Source organism: [Actinomadura] parvosata subsp. kistnae (genome assembly GCF_900323885.1).
Lineage (GTDB): Bacteria > Actinomycetota > Actinomycetes > Streptosporangiales > Streptosporangiaceae > Nonomuraea > Nonomuraea composti.
Genome location: NZ_OOHJ01000015.1, coordinates 831948 through 845481 on the forward strand (window position 1 = coordinate 831948; position 13534 = coordinate 845481).

The 13534-nt window shown below is 73.3% G+C and carries 13 protein-coding genes; 10 read left to right on the forward strand and 3 right to left on the reverse strand.

All coding sequences use genetic code 11. From position 1 onward, the window contains the following. Positions 1–79: 79 nt before the first annotated feature. The 3 genes from KIS93_RS18490 to KIS93_RS18500 form a co-directional block, all read right to left on the reverse strand. Positions 80–1387 carry a uracil-xanthine permease family protein gene (locus tag KIS93_RS18490; RefSeq protein WP_222107518.1) on the reverse strand — a complete coding sequence of 436 codons (1308 nt, stop codon included), beginning with the start codon at positions 1385–1387 and terminating at the stop codon, positions 80–82. A 95-nt stretch (positions 1388–1482) separates the two neighbouring features. After that, positions 1483–1695, reverse strand: coding sequence for an RNA-binding S4 domain-containing protein (locus KIS93_RS18495; protein ID WP_080036419.1), 213 nt, complete (start codon positions 1693–1695; stop codon positions 1483–1485). Between the two features lie 11 nt (positions 1696–1706). Further along, the gene (locus KIS93_RS18500; protein WP_080036418.1) at positions 1707–3317 is read right to left on the reverse strand and encodes a PucR family transcriptional regulator; all 1611 of its coding nucleotides are present in this window, start codon (positions 3315–3317) and stop codon (positions 1707–1709) included. 130 nt (positions 3318–3447) lie between these two features. Between KIS93_RS18500 and KIS93_RS65380 the strand changes: the two genes are divergently transcribed. The 10 genes from KIS93_RS65380 to KIS93_RS18540 all read left to right on the forward strand — a co-directional run bounded on the left by KIS93_RS65380 (position 3448) and on the right by KIS93_RS18540 (position 13519). Continuing rightward, positions 3448–3909: a hypothetical protein gene (locus KIS93_RS65380; RefSeq protein WP_246005312.1), complete on the forward strand. Its 462-nt coding sequence runs from the start codon at positions 3448–3450 to the stop codon at positions 3907–3909. Next, the gene (locus tag KIS93_RS65385) at positions 3864–4373 is read left to right on the forward strand and encodes an oxamate carbamoyltransferase subunit AllH family protein (protein ID WP_246005313.1); all 510 of its coding nucleotides are present in this window, start codon (positions 3864–3866) and stop codon (positions 4371–4373) included. Before KIS93_RS65380 ends, KIS93_RS65385 begins: the two co-directional genes overlap by 46 nt. Next, positions 4370–5350 (forward strand): FdrA family protein, encoded by a 981-nt coding sequence (locus KIS93_RS18510; RefSeq protein ID WP_246005314.1) that lies wholly within the window; start codon positions 4370–4372, stop codon positions 5348–5350. The genes KIS93_RS65385 and KIS93_RS18510 overlap by 4 nt, the downstream gene beginning before the upstream one ends. A 38-nt stretch (positions 5351–5388) precedes the next feature. Continuing rightward, a complete protein-coding gene (locus tag KIS93_RS65390; RefSeq protein WP_246005315.1) occupies positions 5389–5712 on the forward strand; it encodes a hypothetical protein in 324 nt (107 codons plus the stop codon). A 69-nt stretch (positions 5713–5781) separates the two neighbouring features. Further along, positions 5782–7161, forward strand: a complete 1380-nt coding sequence (locus KIS93_RS18515; RefSeq protein ID WP_186404303.1) for a YlbE family protein — start codon at positions 5782–5784, stop codon at positions 7159–7161. 285 nt (positions 7162–7446) lie between these two features. Next, the gene (locus tag KIS93_RS63425; protein ID WP_246005316.1) at positions 7447–9480 is read left to right on the forward strand and encodes a serine/threonine-protein kinase; all 2034 of its coding nucleotides are present in this window, start codon (positions 7447–7449) and stop codon (positions 9478–9480) included. 43 nt (positions 9481–9523) lie between these two features. Next, on the forward strand, positions 9524–10096 hold the full coding sequence (locus KIS93_RS18525; protein ID WP_080046420.1) for a TetR/AcrR family transcriptional regulator: 573 nt from the start codon (positions 9524–9526) through the stop codon (positions 10094–10096). Positions 10097–10151: 55 nt separating this feature from the next. Beyond that, positions 10152–11351: a Cmx/CmrA family chloramphenicol efflux MFS transporter gene (locus KIS93_RS18530; RefSeq protein ID WP_080036415.1), complete on the forward strand. Its 1200-nt coding sequence runs from the start codon at positions 10152–10154 to the stop codon at positions 11349–11351. After that, positions 11348–12172 (forward strand): MOSC domain-containing protein, encoded by an 825-nt coding sequence (locus KIS93_RS18535; RefSeq protein ID WP_080036414.1) that lies wholly within the window; start codon positions 11348–11350, stop codon positions 12170–12172. Before KIS93_RS18530 ends, KIS93_RS18535 begins: the two co-directional genes overlap by 4 nt. A gap of 87 nt (positions 12173–12259) precedes the next feature. Continuing rightward, positions 12260–13519: an MFS transporter gene (locus tag KIS93_RS18540; protein WP_080036413.1), complete on the forward strand. Its 1260-nt coding sequence runs from the start codon at positions 12260–12262 to the stop codon at positions 13517–13519. Positions 13520–13534 lie beyond the last annotated feature (15 nt).

Here is a 13534-nt window from a genome sequence, read left to right on the forward strand (position 1 = left end):
CACGGGCATGATCTGCCAAATCTGACCCGGCGACCAGAGAGATCCTCGCGCACACGGCGGGGCCGCGGAAGTGAGGGGGCTACTGGCGTACGGCGCGCAGCAGGTGGTAACCCGCGAGCAGCACGATCGTGCCGAGCGCGATGCCGCTGAGCGCGAACGTGTCGGTGATCGGGAACGCCACCGGGCCGATCGCGCAGATGATCCCGGCGCCGGTCGGCACCAGGTTGCGCGGGTGCGACAGGTCCACCTTGTTCTCGATCCAGATCTTCGCGCCGAGCAGGCCGATCATGCCGTACAGGATGGTCGTCACCCCGCCCAGCACGCCGCCCGGCGTCGCCGCGACGAGCGCCCCGAACTTCGGGCAGAGCCCGAACAGGATCGCGATGACCGCCGCGATGTAGTACGCCGCCGTCGAGTACACCTTCGTGGCCGCCATGACGCCGATGTTCTCCGCGTACGTGGTGGTCGCCGAGCCGCCCACGGACGTGGCGACGACCGTCCCGATGCCGTCGGCCATCACCGCCCGCCCCATGTAGGCGTCCACGTCCGCGCCCGTCATCTCGCCCACGGCCTTGACGTGCCCGACGTTCTCCGCGATCAGCGCGATCACCACCGGCAGCACCAGCACGACGGCCGACGCCTCGAACACCGGCCCGTGCAGCGACGGCATCCCGATCCAGTCGGCCTGCGCCACCGCGTCCAGGTTCACCCGGAAATGCTCCGTCACCTTGCCGCTGTCGTCCGGCGCCAGGATCTTCCCGCCGACGAGGTCCCACACCCACGACAGCACGAACCCGAACACGAGCCCGAGCAGCACCCCGATCCGGCCGAGGAACCCCTTGAACACGCCGATGAACACGAACGTGGCCGCCATCGTCAGCAGCGCCACCCACGGGTCCTTCGGCCAGTAGACGTCCGCCGCCACGTACGCCATCCCGAACCCGATCAGCATCACCACCCCGCCGGTCACGATCGGCGGGAAGACCCGGTGGATGACGCCGACGCCCAGCTTGTGGATCGCGAACCCGCACACCGCCAGCACCGCGCCCACGACGAGCAGCGCCCCCGTCACGGTCGCGTCACCGCCCCCGGCCGCCCTGATCGCCACCACGGCCCCCACGAACGACGCGCTCGACCCGACGTAGCTGGGCACCTTGCCGTTCACGATCAGCAGGAACAGGATCGTCGCGACGCCGGACATCATCACGGCGAGGTTCGCGTCCAGCCCCATGACCAGCGGGAAGACGAACGTCGCGCCGAACATCGCGATGACGTGCTGCGCCCCGATGCCCACCATCCTGGGCCAGCTCAGCCGCTCGTCCGGCTTGACCACCTCACCCGGCGTCAGGCGCTTCCCATCGCCGTGCACCTTCCACCCGAACGCCACGCCCGCTCCCCGATCTCCCGCCTGACCAGCGGGTTCATCTCTTGCTTGATGTTGGAGAGCACAATAGAGGGTGGCGTCGGGCGCTCGCGCACCGGCTACGCGACGTGGATCGCGAACCCGTCGCCGGTGACCACCTGGCCCGCTCTGATCTTGGCGCGTTTGCGCAGCTCCACCTCGCCGTCCACGCGCACCATGCCCTCGTCGATGAGCTGCTTGGCCATGCCGCCGGTCTCGGTGATGCCGCAGTACTTCAGCAGGTCGCACAGCGGGATGTAGTCGTCGCGCAGCTCGAATTCCAGATCGTCCACAAGGCAGCAGCCTAGATGCCGCGCATGCGCAGCACGTGCAGGGCCAGGGTGAGGTTGAGGCGCAGGTGGGGGTCGTCGGTGAAGTTGCCGAGCAGGCGCTCCAGCTTGCCGATGCGGTAGCGCAGCGTGTTGTAGTGGAAGTGCAGCCGCCGGGCGGTCTCGGCCACGTTGAGGTTGGTCTCCAGGAGCGACTGCAGGGTGCGCCGCAGGTCGGCGTTCTCGGCGTCGTCGTCGGAGGCCAGCGGGCCGAGCGTCTCGCGGACGAACGCGTGCAGTTCGTCGGTGTCGTTGACCAGCGACAGCAGCCGGTAGACGCCGAGCTGGTCGAAGTGCGCGACCGCGCCGGGGCCGTGCAGCTGGCGGCCGACGCGGGCGGCCTTGAGCGCCTGCGAGTACGCCTCGGGCAGCGTCTCCGCCCCGGGGCTGGGCCGGGAGGTGCCGGTGGAGAACGTGGCGGGCGGCACGTCGGCGAAGGCGGAGGCGGCGTCCTTGGCGACGCGGGAGGCGTCGATGGCGGCGTCCACCACGGCCACCACCTCGTGGGAGAACCCGGCGACGGCGCCGCGCGGGTCGTGCCGCCTGATGGCGGCGGTCCAGCAGGAGACGAGGCGGTCCTGGGCGCTGCGCTCGTCGCCTTCGGGGTCGAGCTCGGCGACCAGCACGGTGACCGGCCGCGACAGGTCCCAGCCGAAGGCCCGCGCGCGGGCGGTGACCCGTTCCGGCGTGCCGGCCCGGCCGGTGAGGACGTCGCGCAGGAAGTCGGCGCGGTACTTGCTCTCGACGGCGTTGACGGCCTCCTGCCGGGTGACGACGAGGGCGGCGACGGTGGCGGCGCGTTCGAGGATGCCGACGTCGCTGTCCCTGATCGCGGCGGCCGGGCTGTAGGCGACGATCCGGCCGTGGTGGTGGCCGCCGGCGAGCACGGGCACGGAGGCGAACGCGCGGGCGCGCGCGGCGGGCGTGCGGGCGCGGGAGGTGAGCAGGCCCTCGCGGGTGATCGACTCGCGCAGGGCCCGGACGTGGTCGTCGGGCCCGGCGGTGGCCAGGACGCGGCCGGAGCCGTCGACGGCCGCCACGGCGACGTCGAGGAGCTTCGCCACCTCCGCGGTGACCTCGTCGAGGCCGCCGCCGGCCAGCACGACCTGTACCAGCGCCCGGTGGGCCTCCTCGGCGCGGGCGAGCACGGCGGCCTGGCGGTTGAGGATGTCGGTGAGGACCTGGTTGAGGATGTCGTCGAAGCCGACGTCGTTCGGCAGCAGGATGAGGGGGAAGCCGAGCCGGTCGGCCTGCTCCACCATCTCGCCGGGCAGTTCGTCGACGTAGCGGCCGAGCTTGATGGCCAGCGCGGCGAGCCCGCGCTCGTCGAGGTCGGCGACCAGCCGGCCGAGCGACTGCGGCGTGTTGCGCAGCGGGTAGCCGGTGGTCAGCAGCAGCTCGTGCGGCTTGACCCAGGCCAGGATGTCGGGCACTTCCATGACGTTGAGCCGTTGCACGATGCGGCCGAGCCCGCTCTCGCCCGCGATCAGCCTGGCGTCCGCGAGGGTGGACACGCCGAGCACCTCTCCTACGGACACGCCGTGGATGATCGTGCCGGTGCTGGCGAGACGGACGGGGGGCTCCATGGGGAAATTGTGACCCCAGAAGCCGTCTGTCAGGAAGAGCCAACCATCGCGCTGACTGTTGGCAAATTTACCCGTACGGAGGGTTCGGCGGCCGTTCTACGGTCAGGTCCAGGGTCGGTTGGGAGGTCCGGTGACCGTCAGTACTTCCGCGCGGCGTGCCCGCGTCCGCGTCACGGGCGCGGCCAGCACCGCGGTCCGTCCCGTCCTGGAGGCGCAGCGGCGTCCCGCCCGGGTGCTGGCGGCGTTCCCGGCGGGCGTGTACCTGGAGGTCAGGACGGAGGCGGAGCCGTCGGTGATCGCCGTCATCACGGGCGAGGCCACCCGGCTGCCGAACTCGGTGCTGCTGGCGGGCCCGCTGCCGGCCGTCACGGTGGGTGACGACGCCTCGGTGGGCGACCGGGTGATCGATCTGGGGCCGCTGAGCCTGAGCGTGCGCCGCTGGTGGGATCCGGCCCCGCCGCTCGGACGCCTGGATCCCGCCCTGCTCGACGACGGCCTGCCGAAGGATCCTCCGGGGCGGGGCTGGCGGGCAACGGCGCGGTGGACATGCTGGCGAGCAGTTGCGCGAAGGGCTGGCTGCTCGGAGCGGTGACGGCGGCGGAGCAGCTCGTGGGGCTGGGCCCGGGGCTGACGCCGAGCGGGGACGACGTGCTGGCCGGGCTGCTGGTGACGCTGCGGCACCTGGGGGTGGCCGCGGGCTGCGGGCGGGCGGTGTGGCTGGCCGACTGGCTGGCGGCGACCGTGACGTTCGACGCGCGTACGCGTACGACGCCGATCTCCGCCACGCTCCTGCACTGCGCGGCGAGAGGCGAGGCCAGCCCCGAGGTGATCGCCGTGCTGCGCGGGGTCGCGGGCCGCCAGCCGCTCGAACCGGCACTGCGCCGCCAGGCGCTCGAACCGGCGCTGCGCCGCCCGGCGCTCGAACCGGCACGCCGCCAGGCGCTCGAATCAGCGCTGCGCCGCCTGCACCGCCTCGGCCACACCTCGGGGGCGGACCTGGCGCAGGGCATCGCCATCGGCGTGGCCGCCGTCCGCTCGCTGAGCGGGGTGCGATGACCGGCCTGCCGCAGGCGGTGCTGCTCCGGCGCGGCGCCTACCACGACTCGGTCACCCTCATGCGGGTCAGCCGGGCGCTGTCGGAGCTGCCCGGCGTGGAGGCGGCCATGGTCGCCATGGCGACCGATCTGAACGTGTCGATCCTGCGGGAGATGGGCTTCGACATCCCCGAGTCCGACCCGGGCGACCTGCTGATCGCGGTGCGCGCGCACGACCCGGACGCGGCGGCGGCGGAGGCGGGCCGGCTGCTCACCGCCGTGGACCGGCCGCGCGCCGCCCCGGAGGAGCAGCCGCCGCTGACGACCCGCTCGGCCGCCGCGCGCGGGCCCGCCGACCTGGTGCTGGTGTCCACCCCCGGCGAGTACGCCTTCTTCGAGGCCCTGGACGCCATCGAGGCCGGCCTGCCCGTCATGATCTTCAGCGACGGCGTCGGCCTGGCCCAGGAGCGCCGGCTGAAGGAGCTGGCCGAGGCCAGGAACGTGCTGGTGATGGGCCCCGACTGCGGCACGGCCGCGATCGGCGGCGCCGGGCTCGGCTTCGCGAACGTCCTGACGCCCGGCCCCGTCGGCGTGGTCGCCGCGTCCGGCACCGGCGCCCAGCAGGTGACGTGCCTGCTCGACTGGGCGGGCACCGGCGTCAGCCACGTGCTCGGGGTGGGCGGCAGGGACCTGTCGGCCGAGGTGGGCGGCCTGTCGGCGCGGCGCGCCCTGCGCCTGCTGGACGAGGATCCGGCGACGGAGCTGATCGTGCTCGTCTCCAAGCCGCCGTCGCCCGAGGTGGCGCGGGCCGTGCTGGGGCAGCGCCTGGGCACGCCGGTCGTCCCTGCTCTGCTGGGCAACGGCGATCTGACGCAGGCGGCCGAGGAGGCGTTGCGCGCGCTCGGCAGGGCCGTCCCCGAGTGGCCGTCCTGGCCCGCCCCGCCGGGCGCCCGCCCCGCGCCCAAGCGGATCAAGGGCCTGTACTCGGGGGCACGCTGAGCGCGGAGGCCGCGCTGGTCGCCGGCCAGGGCGACTTCGTGGACTACGGCGACGACGCCTTCACCAGGGGCCGGGCGCATCCGATGATCGATCCGACGTTGCGGGTGGAGGCGCTGGCCCGCACCGGCGAGCGGGACGTCGTGCTCATGGACGTGGTCCTGGGCCACGGCGCCGACCCCGACCCGGCCGCCTCGCTCGCGCCCGCCGTCGCCGCCGCGCCGGGCACGGTCGTGATCGCCCTGATCGGCACCGAGGGTGACCCCCAGGGCCTGCACCGCCAGGCCGCGGCCTTCCAGGAGGCGGGCGCGGCGGTCTTCACCTCCAACGCCCAGGCCGCCCGCCACGCCAGGAGCCTGGTGTGAGCCCTCAGGCCGTCCGTCCCGCCAGGAGCCTGGTGTGAACGCCCAGGCCCGCCACGCCAGGAGCCTGGTATGAACCCGTTGCTCGCTTCCTCCCCGCACGTGATCACCGTCGGCGCGGGCCTGCTCGACGAGGCGCTGCGCGCGCAGGCCGTGCCGACGACGCCGGTCGCCTGGCGCCCGCCCCTGCCCGGCACCGCCGCCGCCCTGGCCGCGGCGCTGGCCGACCCGCGCCGCCACGAGGCCAACGCGCTGGCCGTGGGCCGGCTGACGGCGGCCCGCCCGCACCTGGTGGGCGTGCGGCGGGCCTCGGAGCTGCTGGAGGCGGGCACGTTCCTGCACGCGGGCCCGCCCATCACGTGGGAGCGCGCCTCGGGCCCGATGCGCGGCGCGCTGATCGGCGCGATGCTGCTGGAGGGCGGGGCGGCGGACGAGCACGAGGCCGCGGACCGGCTGGCGGCGGGCGCGGTCACGTTGCGCCCCTGTCACGAGCACGGGGCGGTGGGCCCGATGGCGGGCGTGGTGAGCCCGTCCATGTGGCTGTTCGAGGTACGCGACGACGAGCACGGCGGCACGGCGTACTGCTCGCTGAACGAGGGTCTGGGCAAGGTGCTGCGGTACGGCGCGTACGGGCCGGAGGTGCTGGAGCGGCTGCGCTGGATGGACCGGGTGCTCGGCCCGGCGCTGGCGGCGACGCTGGAGCGGACCGGCCCGATCGACCTGCGCTCGCTGATCGCGCAGGCCCTGCAGATGGGCGACGAGCTGCACAACCGCAACCGGGCCGCGACCTCGCTGCTGCTGCGCGAGCTGGCCCCGGCCGTGGTGGAGGCGGCGCCGGGCGCGGCGGCGGAGGTGCTGCGCTTCGTCAACGGCAACGACCACTTCTTCCTGAACGTCGGGATGGCCGCGGCCAAGGCCGCCACGGACGCGGCGCGTGACGTGCCGGGCTCGTCCCTGGTGGTGGCCATGGCGCGCAACGGCACCGACTTCGGCGTGCAGGTGTCGGGGCTGGGCGGGCGCTGGTTCACGGGGCCGGCCGGGGTGCCGGACGGGCTCTATCTCGGCTCGTACGGCCCCGAGGACGCCAACCCGGACATCGGCGACTCGACGATCACGGAGACGTCGGGGCTGGGCGGGTTCGCGATGGCGGCGTCGCCGGCGATCGTGCGGTTCGTGGGCGGCGAGGTGGCCGACGCGGTGCGGGCCACGCGGTCCATGTACGAGATCACGCTGGCCGAGCATCCCGTCTACCAGATCCCGGGGCTCGGCTTCCGTGGCACGCCGGTGGGCATCGACGTGACGCTGGTGGCGCGGACGGGCCTGTTGCCCGTGGTCAACACGGGGATCGCGGGCCGGGTGGCGGGCACGGGCCAGGTGGGCGCGGGCCTGGTGGCGCCGCCCGCGGAGGCGTTCACGCGGGCGTTGCTGGCCCTGGCCGAGGCGAATAAGTGATCAATTTTAAAACGGACATATCCCCACGTCAGTGGCAATGTAAGGATTTTTCACCTTCCCTTGCGGATTCGCCGCCGTTATCGTAACGATCCTCATAATCTGCAAGTAGCGTGAACAACGCACGTGACGGATGAGGGAGATGGGGGCGGGAACATGGCAGCCGACCGCTTGCTCAGCGGGCCCGGCTCAGAGGAAGGTGCCACGGGGGGCGCTTCGCAGAGCCAGGGTCGCCTGATCGGCAGGCGCTACCGACTGATGTCGCCCGTCGGCAGAGGCGGCATGGGCATGGTGTGGCACGCCCACGACGTGCTGCTCGACCGGGACGTGGCCGTCAAGGAGCTCATCCTGCCCTACGGCCTCGACCACGCGGGCAAGCAGGTGGCCCACCGGCGCATGCTGCGCGAGGCCCGCTCGGCCGCGCGGCTGACGCACCCGGGCATCGTGACCGTGCACGACGTCGTCGAGGAGGACGGCCGGCCCTGGATCGTGATGGAGCTGGTCCGCGCCTGGTCGCTGGAGCAGGCCGTCCGCCAGAGCGGCCCCCTCCCCGTGATCCAGGCGGCCGAGATCGGCATCCGCGTGCTCGACGCGGTCATGCACGCGCACGCCGCCGGGATCCTGCACCGCGACATCAAGCCGGGCAACGTCCTGCTGACCCAGGACCGGGTGGTGCTGACCGACTTCGGCATCGCGGCCATCGAGGGCGACGTCACGATCACCCAGACGGGGCTGCTCATGGGGTCGCCGGCGTACATCCCGCCGGAGCGGCTGTCCGGGCAGCCGATCACGCAGGCGGCCGACCTGTGGTCGTTCGGCGCGACGTTGTACGCGGCCGTCGAGGGCCGCCCGCCGTACGAGGGGCCCGACCCCGTCGCGGTGCTCGGCGCCGTCCTGACGCAGGACCCGATCAGGCCCCAGCGGGCCGGCTCGCTCATGCCCGTGATCGAGGGCCTGCTGCGCAAGAACCCGGCCGAGCGGCTCACCGCCGCCCAGGTCATCGAGATGCTGGAGACGGTGCTGCGCGCGCACGGCTCCCCCAGGCCGCGCGCCCCCGAGATGCTGCCCAGCCAGGCCGACCCGACCCCGGCCGGGCTGCTGCCCCCGCTGGACACCCCCTCGGGGCCGATGCCCTCCCGCATCGTGGAGACCCCCTCCGGTCCGGTACGGGTGCCGTACGACCCGCTGACCAGCCCGTCGGGCGGCCATTCGATGCCCTACGACGGGATGACGAGCCCGTCGGGCAGCCACCGCACCGACCAGCTCCCGCCGCTGCCGCCCGCCCCCAGCCCTCAGCACGCCTCATACGACTCGCTGCGCAGCTCCTCCGGCCCGTACGACTCGCTGGGCAGCACCTCGGGCCCGTACGACTCGCTGGGCGGTTCGTCCGGTCCCTACGACTCGCTGGGCGCACCGTCGGGCCCGCAGCCGCCGTTCGGCGCGCCGCCCGTCCTCCCCCGGGTGGGCCCGGGCCTGGACGACGACCTCGACGACCCGACCGGCCCGCGCCCCCAGCCGATCCTGCCGCTGACGACGGACAGCCGGACGTCGTCGGCCGCCACCCCGTGGCCGCTGGCCTCGCCCGACGACCTGCGCGAGCAGTCGCGCGACCTGTCGCACGACGTCTCCCGCAGCCGCCTGGCCGCGCTGCCGGGCGGCGGCCCGCGCAAGGGGAAGAGCCGGCGCCGGGTGGAGGAGGACGAGGGCGCCTGGATCAGGAACGGCCGCCCCACCCCGCTGACGATCATCAGCTCGCTGCTGGCCGTGGCCGTCGTGGCGGGCGCCGTGTGGATCATCCTGACGGGCGGCTCGTCGCCGGCTCCGGTCACCACCCCGGCGGCCACCGGCGAGAGCACGACGACGGAGGACGCGGCGGCCCCGTCGATCATCCCCGAGGGGTACGTGGAGCACACGGGCCCCGGCTTCTCGGCGGCCGTGCCGAAGGACTGGAAGCTGGCGACGTCCGGCGGGGTGGCCACGTTCAGCGGGCCGAAGGACTCGGGGATGCGGATCCTGGTCGAGCGGGCCGCCCCGCAGAGCGACGGCGGCCTGTCGGAGCTGGGCCGGCTGGAGGCCGACGGCGGCATGGAGAGCTACATCCAGGTGCAGCTCCAGCGGGTCGCCTACCGCACCTGGCAGGCGGCCGACTGGGAGTACACCTACCAGACGGCCAACGGCGTCCCCATGCACGCCCTGACCAGGTACGTCTCCATCGACGACACCGCCGCGTTCAAGATCACGATGGATCTGCCCGAGCTGAAGTGGGACGACCAGGCCGACACCCGCAAGGTGTTCCTCAACACGTTCCGGCAGGCGACCTGACCCGTATTGCACTGAGCGTTCCAAAACGTGTAGCGTGGCCGTCATGGCGCGACCGAGGAAGTTCGAGGAGGACCGTGCGGTCGAGGCGGCCATGCGCGCGTTCTGGAGCGCGGGCTACGAGGCCACCTCGACGCAGGATCTCTGCGCCGCCACCGGGCTCGGGCGCAGCAGCATCTACAACACGTTCGCCAGCAAGCGCGAGCTGTTCGAGCGCGCGCTGCGGCACTACACGGACGAGCGCAACGCGAACCTGGCCGAGCTCATGGAGGGCGAGCTGCCCGTCAAGGAGAAGGTCAGGACCGTGTTGTGGTGGGCCGTCGAGCCCGATCCTGACGACCCCGCCGGCTGCCTGGTGGTGAACTCGCTGGTCGAGCTGGGCCCGCGCGACCCGGAGATCGCGGAGCTGCTGCGCCGCGACCAGGACAAGCGGCTCCAGATCATGACGGCCGCGCTGGAGGCCGCGCGCGCCCGCGGCGAGCTCGACGCGGGCAAGGATCCGCTGGCCCTGGCCCGCTTCGTCGCCGCGACGGTCAGCGGGCTGCGGGTCGCGGCCCGCGGCGGGGCCGACCGCGCCATGCTCGAGTCGATCGCGAACACCGCGCTGGGCGTCTTCTGACTTTTCCATGCCCGCGTTTTGAACTGATCAATCTAAAATTTCTGGAGGTATCGCCGTGCCGTTGGCGGTCTACATACTGGGGCTCTCGATCTTCGCTCAGGGCACCTCCGAGCTGATGCTGGCCGGGCTGCTGCCCGAGATGGCCCGCGACCTCGGCGTGTCGGTGCCGGACGCGGGGCTGCTGATCTCGGCGTTCGCCATCGGGATGCTGGTCGGCGCGCCGGTGCTGGCCGTGCTCACGCTGCGGTGGCCGCGCCGTACGGTGCTGCTGGCCTTCCTCGCGCTCTTCGCCCTGTCGCACGTGGCGGGCGCGCTGACGTCGAGCTACGGCGTGCTGTTCGCCACCCGCGTGGTCGGCGCGTTCGTCTACGCCGGGTTCTGGGCGGTGGCGGCCTCCACCGCGATCGGCCTGGTGCCCGTGAACGCCCGCGCCAAGGCGATGAGCGTGCTGGCGGGCGGCCTCACCGTGGCCACCGTGATCGGCCTGTCCGCCGGCACGGTGATCGGGCAGCACCTCGGGTGGCGGGCGGCGTTCTGGTCGGTGGCGGCGCTGACGGCGCTGGCCGGCCTGGGCGTGTTCGCCACCATCCCGGGCGGCCGGCCCGACCGCAGCGGCACGCCGCGCGTCTCCGACGAGCTGCGCGCGCTGGCCAGGCCCGCGCTCTGGCTCGCCTACGGCACCACCGCGCTGACCACCGGCGCGCTGCTGTCCACCTTCAGCTACCTGAGCCCGCTGCTCACCGACGTCACGGGGCTCGACCCGGCCTGGGTGCCGGCCGTCCTCGGTCTGTACGGGGTGGGCGCCCTCATCGGCATCACCGTCGGCGGCCGGATCGCCGACGCGCGGCCGTACCCGCTGCTGTACGCCGGCGTGACCGGCCTCGTCCTGACCTCGGCGGCCCTGGCGGCGTCGGCGTCCGTGGCCCTGCTCGCGATCCCGCTGATCTTCCTGCTGGGCGCGTTCGGCTTCGGCACCAACCCGGCGCTGAACGCCCGCCCCTTCGCCCTGGCCAAGAACGCCCCGACGCTGGCCGCCGGCATGAACGTGGCCTCGTTCAACGTCGGCATCACGGTGGGGCCCTGGGTCGGCGGCCTGGCCATCGGCGCGGGCCTCGGCTACGCGTCCGTCGCCTGGATCGGCGCTGCCATCGGCGTGGCCGGCCTGGCCGCGGTGGCGCTCGGCGCGAGCCTGCACCGCAGGAGCGAGATCGCCGGGGAGACGCGCGAGACGGGTGAGGTACGGTCTGCCGTATGAAGCTGGCCGGCATCTCCTTCTATCCCGTCAAGTCCACGGCCGGGCACGAGGTCACCGAGGCCGAGGTGCAACCGTGGGGGCTGGCGGGCGACCGCCGCTACCTCATCACCGACGAGCGCGGCGCGGTGCTCACCGCCCGCCAGGAGCCGCGCCTGCTGGCCTGCGTGCCCGTGCTCGACGGCGGCGTGCTCACGCTGACGGGCCCGCACGCCGAGCCGCTGACGGTGGTCCCCACGGCCGCGATGTCCACCGTGCACATGGGGGGCGTCGCGGTGGAGGTCACCGACTGCGGCGACGCCGCCGCCGCGTGGCTGAGCGGGCTCGCGGGCCGGCCGGTGCGGCTCAAGTGGCTCGACGACCCGACCCGCCGCCCGGTCAACCCCCTGTACGGCCGCCCTGACGACCGCGTGAGCCTGGCCGACGCGTTCCCGCTGCTGCTCACCACGACCGCCTCGCTCGCCCGCCTCAACGACTGGATCGCCGAGACCGCGCTGGAGCTCGGCGAGGAGCCGCGCGCGCTGCCGATGCGCAGGTTCCGGCCGAACGTGGTGATCGACGGGGTGGCGGAGCCGTTCGCCGAGGACGAGTGGAAGCGCCTGCGCATCGGGGAGGTGGAGTTCCGCGTGACCAAGGGGTGCGACCGGTGCGTGCTGACCACGGTCGACACCGAGACCTACCGCAAGGGCAAGGAGCCGCTGCGGACGCTGGCCCGGCATCGCAAGCGTGAGGGCAAGGTGTGGTTCGGCATCAACCTGATCCCCGACCTCGTTCCCGGCACTTTCGGTCGGATCGCGCAAGGGGATCCCGTCGTCCTGCTCTGAAAATTCGCGGCGAAAATCCTTATTTCCCGATATTTCAGTTCACTGTCCCCTTTGGGGTGCTGTTAGCGGTTATGCGAGACTTCACCCGTGACCAGTACCCCCACGAAGCCCGCGGTCTCGTCCCCCGACCGGATCCAGCGCGTCCAACGCCGGACCCTGGCGGTCCTCTCGGCGGCGCAGATCGTGGGCGGCGTGGGCGTGGCCGTCGGGCTGGCGCTCAGCTCGGTCGTCGTGGACGAGTTGTCGCGCTCCACCGTGATCAGCGGCTTCGCCGGCACGGCCACCGTGCTCGGCGCGGCCCTGCTGGCGCTGCCGGCCGCCAAGGCGTCCGGGCGGGGCGGGCGGCGGGCGGGGCTGTCGCTGGCGTACACGGCGGCGCTGACCGGCTGCGTGATCTCGGTGCTGGCCATCAGCCTGCGCAACTGGCCGCTGCTGCTCGCCGGCCTCGTCCTGGTCGGCGGCGGCAGCGCGGGCAGCCTCGCGGCCCGCTACTCGGCCACGGACCTGTCGCCCAAGGACCGCTCGGCCCGCCATCTGTCGCTGGTCGTCTGGGCCTCGACCATCGGCTCCGTCGCCGGCCCGAACCTGGCCGAGCCCGCCGACCGCATCGGCCGGAGCCTCGGGATGGCGGAGAAGGCGGGGCCGTTCGCGTTCGCGGCCCTGGCCTTCGCGCTGGCGGTGGTCATCGTCCTCGTCCTGCTCCGCCCCGATCCGCTCATCCTGGCCCGCGCCGGTACGCGCACGGAGGATCCCGGACGCAACCGCACGATCCGCACCGCCTGGCACACCCTGCGCACCACCCCGACGGCCCGCCACGCCCTGGTCATGATCGCCGTCAGCCACACGGCGATGGTCTCGGTCATGTCGATGACCCCCGTCAAGCTGCACCACGACGGCTCGAACCTCGACGTCATCGGCCTCGTGATCAGCCTGCACATCGCCGGCATGTACGTGCTGTCGCCCCTCGTCGGCTGGCTGGCCGACAAGGCGGGCAAGGTGCCGGTGCTGGTGCTCGGCTCGGCCCTGCTGCTCAGCGCCGCCGCCCTGGCCGGCACCGCCGGTCACCGCGTGTGGCAGGTGACCGCCGCGCTCGTGCTGCTCGGCCTGGGCTGGTCGTGCGGCCTGGTGGCCGGCTCGGCGCTGGTCACGGAGTCGGTGCCGATCGAGCGCCGCCCCGCCGTCCAGGGCCTGTCGGACCTGCTGATGAACGTGTGCGGCGCCACGGGCACGATCGTCGCCGGCGCCATCGTGGGCCTGCTCGGCTACGGCATGCTCGGCCTGATGGTCGGCATCATGGTCGCCCTGTCGGGCCTCTGGCTCACCGCCGTCTGGCGCCGCACGTCCTGACATACCTGCCCTTCG

Excerpts from the sequence above, each read along its gene's own strand:
- KIS93_RS18500 (WP_080036418.1), bottom strand. The coding sequence starts at position 3,317 with ATGGAGCCCCCCGTCCGTCTCGCCAGCACCGGCACGATCATCCACGGC.
- KIS93_RS65385 (WP_246005313.1), top strand. The coding sequence starts at position 3,864 with ATGCTGGCGAGCAGTTGCGCGAAGGGCTGGCTGCTCGGAGCGGTGACG.
- KIS93_RS18510 (WP_246005314.1), top strand. The coding sequence starts at position 4,370 with ATGACCGGCCTGCCGCAGGCGGTGCTGCTCCGGCGCGGCGCCTACCAC.
- KIS93_RS18515 (WP_186404303.1), top strand. The coding sequence starts at position 5,782 with ATGAACCCGTTGCTCGCTTCCTCCCCGCACGTGATCACCGTCGGCGCG.
- KIS93_RS63425 (WP_246005316.1), top strand. The coding sequence starts at position 7,447 with ATGGTGTGGCACGCCCACGACGTGCTGCTCGACCGGGACGTGGCCGTC.
- KIS93_RS18525 (WP_080046420.1), top strand. The coding sequence starts at position 9,524 with ATGGCGCGACCGAGGAAGTTCGAGGAGGACCGTGCGGTCGAGGCGGCC.
- KIS93_RS18535 (WP_080036414.1), top strand. The coding sequence starts at position 11,348 with ATGAAGCTGGCCGGCATCTCCTTCTATCCCGTCAAGTCCACGGCCGGG.